Consider the following 15,975-nt stretch of genomic DNA (forward strand, 5'->3'; position numbering starts at 1 on the left):
TCAAAATCATGAAACAATTCAAAAATTATAGAATGTACTTCGCCACCCTGATTTTGATCTTGGGTTGTGAAAGTGCCTTGGAAGAGGAAGTGAAGACCTTTTATACCGAGGATACATTTTACCAAACGGAACAAGACGCCAAATTGGCCATTAACGGGATATACGGGCATTTGGGGGCCACATTTGATGAAACGTTGAATGCCAAGGGCCTATATTTTGCCAACTATTGGACGGCCAATGCGCTTTTGTCGGATGAAGGGGAAACCAGCTTCAATAGGGGAGATGGGTACAATCAACTCTCAGCTATGGCCCATACACCGGAAAATACCATAGCATTGGAGATTTGGTCCAATCTTTATCTGGGTATCAACGCAGCCAACATGGCCATCGTTAACATCCCGGATGTTGAGATGGATGAGGACACCAAGGATGACTTATTGGGTGAAGCCCATTTTTTGAGAGGGTTACTCTACTTTGAATTGGTCCGTTTCTTTGGCGAGGTACCATTACAACTGGAGCCTCAAAAAGTATTTACTTCAAGTGCTTTCTTGGGTAGGGCGTCCATTTCGGAAGTCTATACCCAGATTTTTGAGGATCTGTCCATGGCAGAAAGTAGCCTTCCCTCCGAACAGGTTGGGGTGGACAACGGCAGGCCCACCAGTTGGTCGGCCAAGGCTTACATGGCCAAAGCGGCCCTTCAACAAGGGGAAAACCTTCAATTGGCAAAAACTAAACTGGAAGAAATCATGACCAGTGGACGATTTGGGCTTTGGGAGGACTACGCGGACGTTTTCAAAATTGCCAACAACAACGGTAAGGAAGTCTTATTTGCCATAAGCTTTTTGGAGGGTACCGATTTGTTCACAACCCTTTGGGAAGGCGGACATTTGGTCTACAGGACACTCCCTGGAGGTGTCTATGGCGGTAGACCCAACGGTGGAGGCTTGGAGATACCAACCATGGCCCTGTACAATTCCTTTGATGATGAGGATAGAAGAAAAGAAGTGACCTTCATGACCGAAGATGTCATCAACGGGGAGTTGGTGGAATTTGACTCTCCCCATATCGTAAAATATTGGGACCGGGTAGCAGAGCCCTTGGTGAACAATACGGCCAATGACCTCCAACTTATTCGCTATGCGGATATATTGCTCATGTACGCCGAAGTGTTGAATGAACAGAACAATGGAAGTACTCCCGCAGCGTTGGATGCCATCAACGAAGTAAGAGAAAGGGCAAGATTTGCCGATGGCGTGGAACGCAATATACTTCCTGATCTATCTGCAATGGGATACGAAGCTTTCAAGGAAGCCATTTTGGAAGAACGAAAAAAGGAGCTTACCTGGGAAGGTCATCGTTGGTTCGATTTGGTAAGGTTTGGGAAACTGGAAGAAAAAGTTACCGAGGCCAAGCCCGGGGTTCCCGTGGCAGCAAGACATAACCTGCTTCCCATACCCCAAAGAGAAAGGGATATTAACCAAAATCTGACACAGAATTCGGGTTATTGATATGAACAACACTTTTTTTAAAACCCTCAAGGTGGTTTGTACGCTACTGGTGACCTTGGGTGGTTTCTCGGCCTTGGCGTCTGAAAACATAGCAAAGGAAGCCACTGTGAAAGTCTCTTCCCAACTGGAAGGAAATGAAGCCTCCAATTTGATGGATGGGCTGATTCGCCTGGATGGACAGGGGGAATGGGCCTGTGTTGGCGAACGTAAGGCATGGGGAGCCAATACATTACCTTGGCTCCAGATGGATTGGGACAGACCACGTAGCATCAACAGCATTGTCATTTATGATCGTCCCGGTCTGGAGGAACATACCGCTGGAGGCGTTTTAAGGTTTAGTGATGGTTCACTGATTCGCGTAAACACGATTCCGAACAATGGAGATGCCAAGAAAGTGGAGTTCCCAACAAAAACAGTGGAATGGGTCCGCTTTGAGGTCACCGATGGGGAAGGACTCAACCTTGGTCTATCCGAAATGGAAGTGTTTGCTTCGCCCACTGATAGCACAAATCCCTTGCATTGGGTGAATCCGTTTGTGGAGTCGGCCAAAGGCCGGTATTTTTTCTTCACTCCTGGTGCACACCCCATGGGAATGGTGGCTGCGGCACCGGTGACCCGCAATAAAAATCAATACGGTGGTGGGTACAGTTACAATTCCACGGAAGTATTGGGCTTCGGACAGATTCACGGTTGGTGCCTTTCAGGCATCCAAGTTATGCCCACCTTGGGGATCATAGACCCTACCTTGGGAGATCAAGGTTGGAAATCCAGTTTTAGTCATGACGATGAAGTGGCCATGCCGGGATATCAACGTCTGTATCTGAAGAAACATCATGTTTGGACAGAACTGACCAGTACCAAGCGCACTACCCTATATCGCTTTAAGTATACCCTAGCGGACAAGGCCAGCATATTGACCAATTTGGGAGGCTATTTGGGGAATTCAACCATGATCAATGCAGATGTTCGGAAGGTCAGCCAAAATGAACTGGAAGGCTCCTTTGATTCAGCTGGAAGATTTTGGGGCGGACCTGAAAAAGTAAAAGTGTTCTTTGTTATCCAATTTGATAAACCGTTCCAGACCTTGGAAGGATGGAAGGATAAGGAAAGATTCAACAATATTACCACCATAAAAGGCTCAGATACCATGACCCGTAGGGATTCTGTTGTTTTTGCCGGAATTACCCAGAGTTATTGGAATGCACCCACTACAGGAGTTGCTGCCACCTATGATGTAAAAGCAGGGGATGAGGTTCAAATGAAAGTGGCCATTTCGTACACCTCTGTGGAAAACGCCCGTAAAAATCTTCAAACCGAAGCACCCCATTGGGACTTTGACCGCTATAAGGAAGAGACCTTCAAGGTGTGGGAAGAGCAGCTGGGGAGAATTGAGGTAAAAGGTGGAACAGAACAACAACGGGTAAAATTCTACACGGACCTATGGCACATTTTGTTGGGAAGAAGAATCCTGAATGACGTCAGCGGGGATTATCCCGATTATACCCAAGGAGAACGCCAAGGAAACTTTACAAAAGCCGACCTAAAAATAAGAACCCTTCCAAAGGACAAAGATGGCAAGTCAAGGTTCAACATGTACAATTTTGATGCGCTTTGGCTCACCCAATGGAACCTGAACATTGTTTGGGGGTTGGCCTGGCCGGAAATTTTGGACGATTTCTCGGCGTCTTTGGTCCAATATGCCGATAATGGCGGACTGTTGCCCAGAGGGGCCATAGCAGGGGGGTATTCCTATATCATGACAGGAAACCCGGCAACAAATATGCTGGTGAGTACCTACATGAAGGATTTGATGACAAAAACAAATCCCAAACATGCCTTCCAAGTGATGAAACGCAATCACATGCCCGGTGGTATGATGAGCGATTCTGCAGAAGACCTCGAGTTTTATATGGCCAACGGCTACTGCCCGGATAATGCAGGAAAGACTTTGGAATGGGCCTTTCAGGATTGGTCGCTTTCCCAAATGGCAAAGAAGATGGGGAAGACAAAGGATCATGCCTATTTCTCAAAGAGAGCTGAAGGCTGGTCCAAATTGTTCCATCCCGACTTAAAGCTAATACTACCCAAAGACAGATTGGGAAATTGGCTTCATACAGATTTGCTCTCAGGTCAGGGTTGGGTAGAATCCAACGCATGGCAAGGAACCTGGTCGGTTTCCCATGGTATTACGGAATTGTCTAATCTTATGGGAGGGAACGATGTCTTGGCCGATAAGCTCAACTTTGCTTTTGAGCAAGCAGCCCCTCAGGATTTTGTGTTTGGGTATTCGGATGGATATGTCAGTTACGCCAACCAGCCGGGCTGTTCCAATGCCCATGTCTTTAATCATGTGCAAAAACCATGGCTTACACAATATTGGGTGAGAAGGGTGAATGAACAGGCTTACGGTGCCACGACCGTGGACCAAGGTTATGGCGGACATGATGAGGATCAAGGCCAGATGAGTGGCGTAAGTGCGTTGATGTCCATGGGACTTTTTAGCCTAACGGGGAACAATTCCCTCACACCAAAATATGAAATTACCAGTCCGGTTTTTGATGAGATAACCATAAAACTCAACCCAAACTATTACGAGGGGAAGGAGTTTACCATTAAAACCTTGGATAACAGTAAAGAGAATAGCTATATCCAAAAGGCGATTTTGAACAATGAACCGCTCCAAACATTTTGGTTCACTCATGATGTTTTTCAAAAGGGAGGGGAACTTATTCTGCAACTTGGGCCTGAACCGAATACCAATTGGGGAATTCAAAATTGAACGCATAGCGTAAAGGAACCTTTCATAAAAGAAGGGATTGACAATGAAAAAAGGGATTATAACATTGGGGATTTGGTCTTTTGTACTCTTGATTTTGGGTGCGTCGTGCACAGAGGGTACAAAGCGGGGGGAATATCTCTTCCAGCCCGTGACGGCCAAAGCCTCTGGAATCCATTTTTCCAATGACCTTCCCTTGGATGACGATTTGAATATCCTTAACTACATCTACTACTTCAATGGTGGGGGTGTTGCAGTAGGCGACATCAATAATGATGGATGGGACGATCTTTTCTTTACAGGGAATCAGGTTTCCAACAAATTGTATTTGAACCAAGGTGATTTAAAATTCAAGGACATCACCGGTGAAGCAGGTCTGGAGTCCAAAGGATGGTCTTCCGGAGTGAGTATGGTGGATATCAACACGGATGGTTGGTTGGACATTTATGTGTGCCGGTCTGGACATTTGGACCCTGAGCAGCGAGAAAACCTACTCTATATCAACCAAGGAGATGGAACTTTCGAGGAAATGGCCCAGGAATATGGGTTGGCAGATTCTTCGTATTCCACACAATCCGCTTTTTTTGATTATGACAGGGATGGTGATCTGGACATGTATCTGCTTAACCATATGCACCAGATGACCGGGATGAACAATCCAGTACCTCGAAAACTGAACGGGGAATCCGAAAGCAATGACAAACTGTATCGGAATGATGGCATCGGTCCAATGGGGCATCCGGTCTTTACGGATGTTTCCCAGGAAACAGGAATCACTATCGAAGGGTTTGGTCTTGGGGTAGGTGTGAGTGACCTCAATCAAGATGGGTATCCGGACATTTACGTGTCCAACGACTTTATTTCCAATGACATCCTGTATATCAACCAAGGGGATGGGACTTTTAAGGACAGCTCCAAAGAGCTTCTCAATCACCAAAGCCATAATGGGATGGGCAATGACATTGCTGATATAAACAATGACGGTCTAACCGATGTTTTGGTATTGGATATGCTGCCTTCGGATAATCGCCGTAGAAAACTGATGCTGAACAAACCCAACCACAACCTTTTTGAATTCAGCAAAAGTGTAGGCTATCAACCCCAATACATGCGAAACACCTTCCAATTGAACAATGGGCCTCAAGCACCGTTCAGTGAGGTGGGCCAACTCATGGGGATTAGCAGTACGGATTGGAGTTGGGGTGGATTGATGGCTGATTATGATCAGGATGGTCTAAAGGATATGTTCATCACCACGGGCTACCTCAAGGATATGACCGATTTGGACTTCATCGTGTATCGCAGAAAGCAATTCAAGTTTAGGACCAGGGAGGAAGCGGACAGTATATACTTGGCCAGTATCAACAGACTGCCCGAAGTAAAGCTCCAGAACTATTTTTACAGGAACAATGGGGGATTGGAGTTCACCAATACTTCGTCCACATGGGTCCCTGAATCTCCTGGCTTTTCAAATGGGGCCGCGTACGCGGATCTGGACAATGATGGAGACCTGGATATTGTCACCAACAATATCAATGAGAAAGCCACTGTACTGGAGAACACCTCTTCCCACAGCAAAAATAATGGGGGACATTCCCTAAAACTTAATTTTAACGGGCCACAGTCCAATCCAAAAGGAATAGGGGCAAAAGTATGGGCCTATACAGGCAGTGAGGTTCAGTTTTCAGAGAATTATACCACCAGAGGATTTCAATCCAGCGTTGCACCCTCACTGTATTTTGCATTTCAGAAGGACCAAAGCGTGGATAGTCTTGTGGTGGCTTGGCCAGATGGAAAGCGAAAGTCCTATGCGAGTGTAGCCATGGACACCATTTTAACCCTTCAGTATACCGATGCTTCTGAGGTATCTGAGTCGATTCGTACCGTAGAAAAACAACAAATGTTTTTCAAGACTGATGGGATCATCCCTTTTGAACATCAAGAAATTCCTTTTTCTGATTTTGATATAGAGCCGCTCATTCCACAAAAATTTTCCAGCAATGGACCTTCCCTTGCGGTTGCCGATGCCAATGGGGATGGTTTGGATGACCTTTTCATTGGAGGCTCGCATGGTTTTTCAGGGCAGCTGTATATCCAACGCAAAGAGGGACGCTTTGAAAATAAAACCTTTGAAAGTAATGCAGAGCATGAAGATGCGGGGGCGATATGGTTTGATGCGGACAGCGATGGAGATAATGACTTATATGTGGTCAGTGGAGGGTCGGAATTCTCACTGATGAAGCCAAGACATTATCAGGATAGACTGTATATAAACGATGGTCAGGGGAATTTAACCATGGCCGAAGATGCTTTGCCCAACATGAACACGAGTGGAGGCTGTGTGGTTGCTTCGGATTATGACCAAGACGGGGATTTGGACCTTTTTGTAGGTGGAATGGTTGTTCCCGGAAGTTATGGTTTGGCCCCCAAAAGTTATGTATTGGAAAATAATCAAGGGAAGTTTACCGATGTTACCCATTCAAAATTGGGCGAACAGGAATTGGGGATGGTTTCCGCGGCTCTTTGGACGGATGTGGACAATGACGGTTGGATAGATCTATTGGTTGTAGGGAAGTGGATGCCGGTAACCCTGTACAAAAACCAAAAAGGAAGTTTTCAAAAGGTTGTGTTGCCCAGTTCATCCGGTTGGTGGAACAGCATCAATGGCGGGGATTTTGACAATGATGGGGATACGGACTACATCATCGGAAATCAAGGGACCAACAGCGTGTATAACGCTTCGGAGGAATACCCCATGGAATTGCATGTTGGGGATTTTGACAAAGATGGCAGAGTGGACCCCTTGATGACCCAATACGGTCTAAGTCCCGATGGAATTATGATGAGCTATCCATTGGCATCCAGGGACCTGTTAGCCGAACAAATGGCTTCCATAAAAAGTAAATACAAGAACTACCGTTCTTACGCCGATGTCCAGATTGAAGAAATCCTTCAGAACAATATGGCCGGGAATCCCATCAAAAGAACAATGGAGCAATTGGAGAGCATATATGTTGAAAACCTGGGGGAAGGCAAGTTCAATATAAAACCCTTGCCCATGGAGGCCCAATGGGCCCCGATTATGGGTACCACCATCACAGATATTGACTTGGATGGTAACTTGGATGTTATCCTAATTGGCAACTTTTACGAATACGAAGTAGGTTATGGACAAAACGATGCCTTTTTGGGACTTGTCTTAAAAGGGGATGGCGAAGGAAACTTCAAACCGAAGAATCATAAAAATACCGGTTTTATGGTCAATGGGAATGCCCGCGCTTTGGTCCGGGTACTCGGGAAAGAGGGGGAACTGTTGGTTTCCTCCATCAATAATGATAGCCTTAGGATACACCGCACCAATCAAGGTTTGGAAAACCTGATAATGGTCCCGCAAGATGCGCAATCGGGCATCATCACCTTGGAAAATGGAAAACAACGAAAAATGGAATTCTATAATGGCGAGGGGTATTTATCCCAATCCACTAGAAAGGTGCAATTGCCCAAGAATGCCAAGATTGAGTTTAACACAAAACAGAATTAAAGTCCATGCAGGACCAAAACAAATATTATCTGGGGATTGATATAGGAGGTAGCCATTTTGCCCTTGGTGTGGTGGATGCCTCACAAATGGGCTTGCTTGTGGAAACGGTGGAACGTTATCCTGTGGACAGTGATTTGCCAGCACAGGATTTTTTGGACCAATTGGTTTCTGCCATCAAGGGATCCATTAAAAAGTTCCAAAAGCCAATTAATGGCATTGGCCTTTCCGTTCCCGGTCCATTTGACTATACCAATGGGGTTTCCCATATCCGTGGACTCAACAAATACGACGCATTGTTTGGGGTCAACTTGAAGCTCTTTCTTTGGGCTCATTTACAAGATACTTTGGCGTCCTCCGGGAACATTGCCTTTATCAACGATGCGGACAGTTTTGTCCTAGGGGAGGCCTATACCAACAATCTGGATAAAGGAAGGGTTTTTGGGGTGACCTTGGGCACGGGAATAGGCTCGGGCTTTGTCATTGACGGAAATGTGGTCACCGAACATGCCAACATACCCCATGACGGCAATATGTATAACCTTCCCTTTAAAAGCAAAAGAGTGGAGGATTGGATTTCCACCCAATGGTTTTTGGAAACTTTTACCAAGACCACAGGAATCACTGTGGACAATGTGAAGGAAATTGCCGAACAAGCGGAAACCTTGGAAAAGGCCAAGGGAATCTTTGAACAATACGGACAGCATTTGGGTGAAGTGATGACTTCTCTTTCGGAAGAGTTCAAACCAGATGCCCTTGTTATTGGAGGAAGCATATCCAAGAGCTATCACCTTTTCAGCCAAGCTTTTGAAGCTTGTTTCCCGGTCCTCCCCAATATTCATATTACAAAAGGCACGGCCCATGCGGCCATTTTGGGTGCCGTTATACATTTAACCATTAAACAGAATAAATTGAGCACAAAAAGAAACACGGAGCAGTATGTGATGCCAATGCAGGCAGATGGGTCAAGAACAGGTGAAGGCTATATGGTGTACCCCTCTTTTGAGATTTCCATGGGGACTGTTTCCATGGGCGTGGAGAGCCTCGTGGATGAACTTCCCAAAACAGGATGTGTTCTCATAGACGGTTATATGGGCGCATACTGGAAAGAATTTATGGCACGATTGTCCAGCGAACTGCAAAAGAAAAACGTAAAACATATCAACTATGATATGGCTTCGGCATACAAGGAAGTTTCGGCCATAGAGGAAATGGTTGCACCCTATTTGGGGGGAGACGACCCTGTTTTTGGAAAGATATTTCCCGGAGATCTAAAAGAATTTTTCGATGAGGAAAAATTGCGATCTATCATACCAGAGGAGGGTGTCCTCAATATTATCTATGGGCCGGGAGCAGCCTTAAGTGGTTGGAAAGGGACCATTGTTTATATGGATATCCCAAAGAATGAGATACAATTTCGTTCCAGGGCAGGGCAAGTTGCCAATTTGGGCAATATCATGGTGGCAGATAAAAAGCATCAATACAAGCGTATGTACTTTATTGATTGGCCGGTCCTGAATAAGCATAAACACCAATTATTAAAGGATATGGATTATGTTGTGGACGGGCAGTTTGAAGGTGATGTATCATGGTGTTCGGGAGATACCTTGCGAAAAGCGCTTCAGGAAATGTCTGCCCATGCCTTTAGGCCAAGACCTTGGTTCTCACCCGGGATTTGGGGAGGGGATTGGATGAAGGAAAAAATTGAAGGACTGGCGCAAAATGTGCCCAACTATGCATGGTCCTTTGAACTCATTGCGCCAGAAAATGGGATTGTTATTTCAAACAACGGTGCCCGATTGGAGATTTCCTTTGATTTTTTGATGTTTCAGGATAATCAGGCCATTTTGGGCAAAGCGGCAGATATTTTTGGGACGGATTTCCCCATACGGTTCGATTATTTGGATACGGTGAATGGACAGAACCTATCCGTGCAGTGCCATCCCACTTTGGAATACATGCGGGAAAATTTCGGGGAAAACTTTACCCAGGATGAAACCTATTATATTTTGGATGCCGAGGCCGGTGCCCAGGTGTATCTCGGCTTTAAGGAAGGGGTGCAAAAAGAGGAATTCCAAGAGGCCTTGGAGCAGAGCCATGCCCAAGTGAAGCCCATGCCAGTTGAAAAATATGTACAGACGTTCGATGCCAAAAAGCACGATCTTTTTCTTATCCCAAATGGAACCGTGCATTGTTCCGGCATCGGGAACCTAGTACTGGAAATCAGTAGTACACCTTACATCTTTACGTTTAAGATGTATGATTGGATGCGCATGGATCTGGATGGAAAGCCAAGGCCACTGAATATTGAGCGTGGTGTGGCCAACCTGAACATGGAGTGCCAAGGGGATAGGGTAGAAGTAGAGTATATTTCCAAACCACAAGTGGTACAATCCGGTGACCATTGGAAGAAGGTGAAATTGCCAACCCATTCAAAGCATTTTTATGAAATCCATAGATTTGAGTTCACTGACAAAATGATCATTGATACGGAAGAACAATGCCATATCCTTAACTTGGTGGAGGGGACAAAGATACGGGTGGTGGCCCAAAACAGGAGTATGGATATCCATTATGCCGAAACCTTTGTGGTCCCCGCTGCGGTAGGGCGTTACACGATTGAGAATTTGGGCAAAGGAGAGGCAAAAGTGATCCAATCCAATGTAAAACCAGAATTCTGTAAAACCGGATTTTAATCATTGACTAAAGCATGGAAGCACAAAAAAACAACTACCTGTTCAAGATTACCGCCATTGGCGCATTGGGAGGTTTTTTATTTGGTTATGACACAGCTGTGATATCGGGTGCCATCGGTTTTATGGAAACCAAATTTTCACTGACCCCTTCACTAAAAGGTTGGGCTGTATCCAGTGCCATTTTGGGTTGCATTATAGGTGCCCTGACCGCTGGTTATGTGGCTGACCGGGTTGGTCGGAAAAAGGCCTTGATCATAACAGCTCTGTTGTTTGCCATATCAGCCATAGGGTGTCTACTGGCACCAAGTTTCACCCTTTTGGTCATTGCGCGCATTATTGGAGGTGTAGGTGTTGGAGCGGCTTCCATGCTGTCTCCGTTATATATATCGGAAATTTCGCCGGCGGAAAAAAGAGGGTCCTTGGTCTCCCTATATCAATTGGGGATAGTCTTGGGAATCATCATTGTGTATTTCTGCAATTATTTGGTGGCGCAAGCAGGGGATGAAGCTTGGAACGTTGCATATGGATGGCGCTATATGTTGGGGTCAGAGGCTTTGCCTGCCCTATTGTTTTTGGGTGCCCTGTTCTTGGTTCCGGAAAGCCCTCGTTGGTTGTCCAAGAACGGGAACAATGCGGAAGCCCTTCGTATTTTGGAAAAGCTGAATCCCAAGGAGAAAGCCATTGAAATCCATCAAGACATCCAGAAAGCCTTGCAACAGGAAAAAGGTAGATTATCCGAACTCTTTGAAAAAGGGTTCCGTACTGCAATCATTATTGGGGTGATTTTGGCTCTTTTTTCACAGATTACGGGTATCAACGCCATCATGTACTACGCCCCTGAAATATTGAAATCTGCAGGTTTTGGGGTGGATTCAGCCCTTATGCAGACCGTTCTGATAGGAGTGATCAATTCAATTTTCACCTTTGTGGCGATCAAATACATCGACAAGGCGGGGCGGAAAAAACTATTGCTATGGGGAATTCTGGGAATGATTGTTTGCCTGTTGGTTATTGGGGGCTTATATCAGTTTGATGCCCTTGGAGGACCTTGGCTGTTGATTTTCATTTTGGGATTTGTGGCCTGTTTTGCATCTTCTTTAGGACCTATTCCCTGGGTGTTGATTGCAGAAATTTTTCCAACAAAAGTGCGGGGTGTGGCCATGTCCATATGCATCATGGTCCTATGGGTAGGGGTTATGCTCATATCACAGTTCACACCCGTATTGTTGAGTGATCTTGGTCCCTCCTATACGTTTTGGTTGTTCATGATAAACGCCATTTTCCTATGGGTATTCACGTATAGGATGATTCCGGAAACCAAGGGCAAGACCTTGGAAGAAATTGAAATGGGATGGAAGAAATAAATAGGTCATTATGAAAATGTGTTCAAAGATCTTATGGTTTATGGTGACGCTTCTGCCCATGTTGGTATGTGGTCAGATAGAGTTGCCCCCAATTTTTTCTTCCCATATGGTATTGCCTAGGAATAAGCAAATTCCTATTGAAGGGAAGGCAGAACCAAGGACTACATTGACCATTACCATTGGAAGCCAAAGACATACGGCAAAAGCGGATAAAAATGGAGTTTGGAAAGTGAATCTGCAACCCATGGCTGCCGGAGGACCTTTCGTCCTTCAAATTGAAGATGATCAAGGGAGGGAATTGACCTTGGACAACCTATTGGTCGGTGACTTATGGCTGTGTGCAGGTCAATCCAACATGCAGTACACCCTGAATATGCTGCAGTATAAGGAAACCCCGAATGACAACTATGATTCCCCCAACCTTAGGTTGTGTTCGGTATGGGTAGACCGGGATTATCTTCCCAGGAAAAATGTATCCAATGCCGTATGGCAGGAAGTGTCCAAGGAAGTTGCCCGGAACTTCAGTGCCGTCGGTTATTTTTTTGGGAAAGACCTCGTTGGGGAACAAGAAGTTCCCATAGGCCTTATCAGTAGCAATTTGGGAGCTACGGCCATTGAAACCTGGATGGGAATGGATGTCCTCAAGACATTTCCACAGTTTGATGAGGTTACGCAAAAGATTGGTAAAATCAACAAAAGCTTTAAAACCTTGGATGCTGAGTTGGCAAAATTCAGAAAGAAATGGGATGAGAAGTATTATTTAAAAGGGCCTGGTATTGAAGAGAAATGGTACAAGGAAGGCTATGATTATTCCAATTGGGAAGAATGTACCCTGCCTGCTTTCTGGGATGATTTTGGATACGCTTCGCATGATGGTAGCATGTGGTTCAAGCGAACCTTTGATTTGGATTCCATTCAATTGAAAAAAGATGTCAGTATCGTTCTTAACCAAATTGATGATTACGATAGGGTATGGGTCAACGGGGTACAAATAGGGGAGTCTTTTGGGAAAAGTAATTTCAGGAATTATTCCGCACCAAAGGAAATTCTTCGTGAGAAAGGAAATGTACTCACGGTACGTGTCTTTGATGTCGGCGGGAAAGGAGGAATCTACACCAATGCTTTTTGGGGCAATTCCATTCTTAATGGGACTTGGAAATATAAAAAGGGGGTGAGTATAGATCATAATCGGTTTCCACAACCGGAAGTGGCCAATGGCAGTCCATTTTCGCATCCCATGCTCCTGTACAATGCCAGTATAGCACCATTGCACAAACTACCCATAACCGGGGTGATCTGGTACCAAGGGGAATCCAATGAATCCAGGGCCGTGGAATATGGTTCACTATTGCAGGCCATGATCCAAGATTGGCGTAAGCAATGGAACAATCCCCAAATGCCTTTTCTAGTGGTTCAATTGGCAAACTATAGACAAGAAGATACTCAACCAAAGAATAGTCAGTGGGCCGAATTACGGGAGTCCCAAATGAAGGCCACCACTCTGGAGAATGTGGACATTGTGACCGCAATCGATATTGGGGATGCCAATGATATCCATCCTTACAATAAAAAAGAGGTGGGAAGGCGATTGGCCCTATTGGCAAGGCATTATGCCTATGGTAAAACCTTGGGAAAAGGCCCTGTTTATAAAAATAGTATCCGGTCGGATTCATCCATCACCATCGATTTTGAGACTTATGGTAGCCCAATAAAGAGTACGGACAAATATGGTTATGTAAGAGGTTTTGCCATTGCTGGAGCGGATGGAAAGTTCTATTGGGCCAAAGCCAAGGTTTTGAATGATACCCAAGTAGAGGTATATCACGAAGATATCAAAAAACCAATGTATGTCAGGTATGCGTGGTCCGATAACCCGGGACCATTGGATTTGGTGAATGGGGATGGGCTTCCAGCCTTTCCTTTTAGAACCGATGATTTTGAGTTGAGTACAGCAAAGAATACATACCAATACGATCCCCATGCATTTTAGCAGTGGGTTGTTGTAGAATCAGTAAACAATAGGTCTTGATACCTAAAATGAAGATATATGAAATACATAAAATCAATTTATTCCTTGAGTCAACAAGTAATGGGCATTGCAGCGATTGCATTGTTGTGCGCCTCCTGCATGGATAAAAAGGAAACAAAGGAGAACCAAGAGGAGAATAGAGCAGAAGTAAATGTTGGTATGGCGGAGAAATCAACAGCGTGGAGCCAACTCTTCATTAAAAATGAAGGGTGGTTTGGAGGAGATGGTATTTTTGGGATTCCAATGGATGGCAAGGAGTTTATCCCAGCAACAGATGGCACGGTGACCCTTTTTACTTTTGGGGATACCATGATTGGTCATCATGACGGGGAAACCCTCTTGCCAGACGATTTTTTGATGATCAATAACTCGGTGGGAATCCTGAAAGGAAAAGAACCGGATTCGGAAAAAATTACGTTTCATTGGAAAGAAACAACAGAAGGTAAGGCTGAGGGACTTTTCAAACCCAATACGCCGAACGCAAGACCCCATGATTACTATTGGTTGGGGGATGGTTTTGTCAATACGGAAGGGGATGGCAATCTATATATTTTTGCATATCCTGTACGGGAAAAGGACACTGCCGGGATTGGAGGATTCACATTTGAGCAGGTTGGGGTGAACCTATTACAGATTCCGGAGAACAGTCAGCCCCCATATACAGATCATAAGCAATTGGAGACCCCATTTTTTGATTCGGAGACCCAAACCTCATTTGGTAGCGCTATTTACGTGAATACAGAATCGGCAGGGGCACCAAACCCTGATGGTTATATCTACACTTATGCGGTATCTAATCAAGATGGGACAAAGGGACTGCTGGTGGCCAGGGCCTTGCCCAAGGATTTTGTCAAGTTTGGGCAATGGAAATTCTGGAATGGGTCCGATTGGGTAGCCAATATGGCGGATGCTGCATTGATTGCCCGGGATGTTTCCAATGAAATGAGTGTTTCCCCATTATCGGACGGAAGTATCATACTCACCTACCAGCGCTATACCATGGGGCCGGAAGTAGCCATACAAGTTGGAGAGTCCCTTGTAGGACCGTTTGGAGAACCTGAAATAGTGTATAAGACCACTGAAAATGACACGAACAAAACGTATTTCACCTATAACGCCAAGGCTTATCCGCATCTTTCCAAACCGGGAAGTCTGTTGGCCAGCTATAATGTAAATTCATTCGATTTTTGGGCGGATATTTTAAAAGACCCAAATCTTTATCGACCACGATTCCTTGAGATTCCTTTGGAATAGGGTCTCAACGTTTAATGTCTATACTATAGGTGAATTGATCGGCCCGGTAATACCCAATGTTGTATTCTATGGGCCTGTTACCGGGATCGTAGACCACCCTTTTTCTTTGGAGAATGGCTGAGTTTACGGGTACCCCTAACTTTTCGGAAAGGGGTTTGTTGGCCAAAATGGCACTTATCTGTTCTCTGGAGAGAACTGGGACAGTATGGTATTCATGCTCCAAAATGTCGTAAAGATGGCGTCCAAAATCCTCATTCCCCGTGATGCCTATTCTGGGATGGAAGTAACTTATGAAATACACAAAAGGACCATTGTCCAATCCTCTGAGCCTTTCCAGTTTAAAGACTTCCTGGCCTTCCTTGATTTCCAGTTCCCCGGCAATTTCCATATCGGCCATAATCTTGGAGACCTTGATCTCATAATTTCTGAAATCAATCCCTTGGGCATGCATTTCCTGACTGAAACTTACCCAATTGGACAGTTTGGTCTCTACCTGTTTTTTGGCCACTTTGGTACCGACTCCTTTTTTTCTGATCAAAAGCTTTTCCTGGACCAATCTGTTGGTGGCCTGCCGAATGGTGTTCCGTGAAATACCCAGTCTTTTGGATAAATCTACCTCTTTGGGCAAAAATTTTCCATTTTGATATTCCGGGTCATTGATCATGTCTCGAAGTATCTCCTCAACCTGCAAGTGTAAAGGCACAGGGCTATCATGGTCTATGCTGAGGGACTTAAGGTCGTCCATGTTCTTTTGTTCAGACATGAAGCAAACTTATAAAATTTGTTCTAATAACTACCTATTCCGGGCAA

8 protein-coding genes are annotated in these 15,975 nt (G+C 45.1%); 7 read left to right on the forward strand and 1 reads right to left on the reverse strand.

Annotated elements, in window-relative coordinates; translation table 11 throughout:
- The first annotated feature begins 8 nt into the window (after window positions 1–8).
- Genes F8C76_RS01255 through F8C76_RS01285 form a run of 7 tightly spaced genes read left to right on the forward strand, consistent with a single transcriptional unit; the run spans window position 9 to window position 15,165 of the window.
- Entirely contained in the window at window positions 9–1,508 is a 1,500-nt protein-coding gene (locus tag F8C76_RS01255; protein ID WP_152130112.1) for a RagB/SusD family nutrient uptake outer membrane protein, read from the forward strand.
- Window position 1,509: 1 nt separating this feature from the next.
- Entirely contained in the window at window positions 1,510–4,287 is a 2,778-nt protein-coding gene (locus tag F8C76_RS01260; RefSeq protein WP_152130113.1) for a GH92 family glycosyl hydrolase, read from the forward strand.
- Between the two features lie 43 nt (window positions 4,288–4,330).
- On the forward strand, window positions 4,331–7,825 hold the full coding sequence (locus tag F8C76_RS01265) for a VCBS repeat-containing protein (protein ID WP_152130114.1): 3,495 nt from the start codon (window positions 4,331–4,333) through the stop codon (window positions 7,823–7,825).
- A gap of 5 nt (window positions 7,826–7,830) precedes the next feature.
- Window positions 7,831–10,518: an ROK family protein gene (locus tag F8C76_RS01270; protein WP_152130115.1), complete on the forward strand. Its 2,688-nt coding sequence runs from the start codon at window positions 7,831–7,833 to the stop codon at window positions 10,516–10,518.
- A 14-nt stretch (window positions 10,519–10,532) separates the two neighbouring features.
- Window positions 10,533–11,882, forward strand: a complete 1,350-nt coding sequence (locus F8C76_RS01275; RefSeq protein WP_129655870.1) for a sugar porter family MFS transporter — start codon at window positions 10,533–10,535, stop codon at window positions 11,880–11,882.
- A 40-nt stretch (window positions 11,883–11,922) separates the two neighbouring features.
- Window positions 11,923–13,872, forward strand: coding sequence for a sialate O-acetylesterase (locus F8C76_RS01280; protein WP_211372095.1), 1,950 nt, complete (start codon window positions 11,923–11,925; stop codon window positions 13,870–13,872).
- Window positions 13,873–13,929: 57 nt separating this feature from the next.
- On the forward strand, window positions 13,930–15,165 hold the full coding sequence (locus F8C76_RS01285; protein ID WP_152130117.1) for a DUF5005 domain-containing protein: 1,236 nt from the start codon (window positions 13,930–13,932) through the stop codon (window positions 15,163–15,165).
- A gap of 4 nt (window positions 15,166–15,169) precedes the next feature.
- Here the strand turns inward: F8C76_RS01285 and F8C76_RS01290 are convergent, their stop codons facing one another.
- Window positions 15,170–15,928 carry a GntR family transcriptional regulator gene (locus F8C76_RS01290; RefSeq protein WP_242502182.1) on the reverse strand — a complete coding sequence of 253 codons (759 nt, stop codon included), beginning with the start codon at window positions 15,926–15,928 and terminating at the stop codon, window positions 15,170–15,172.
- Window positions 15,929–15,975 lie beyond the last annotated feature (47 nt).

The organism is Flagellimonas olearia (assembly GCF_009184425.1).
Taxonomy (GTDB): domain Bacteria; phylum Bacteroidota; class Bacteroidia; order Flavobacteriales; family Flavobacteriaceae; genus Flagellimonas; species Flagellimonas olearia.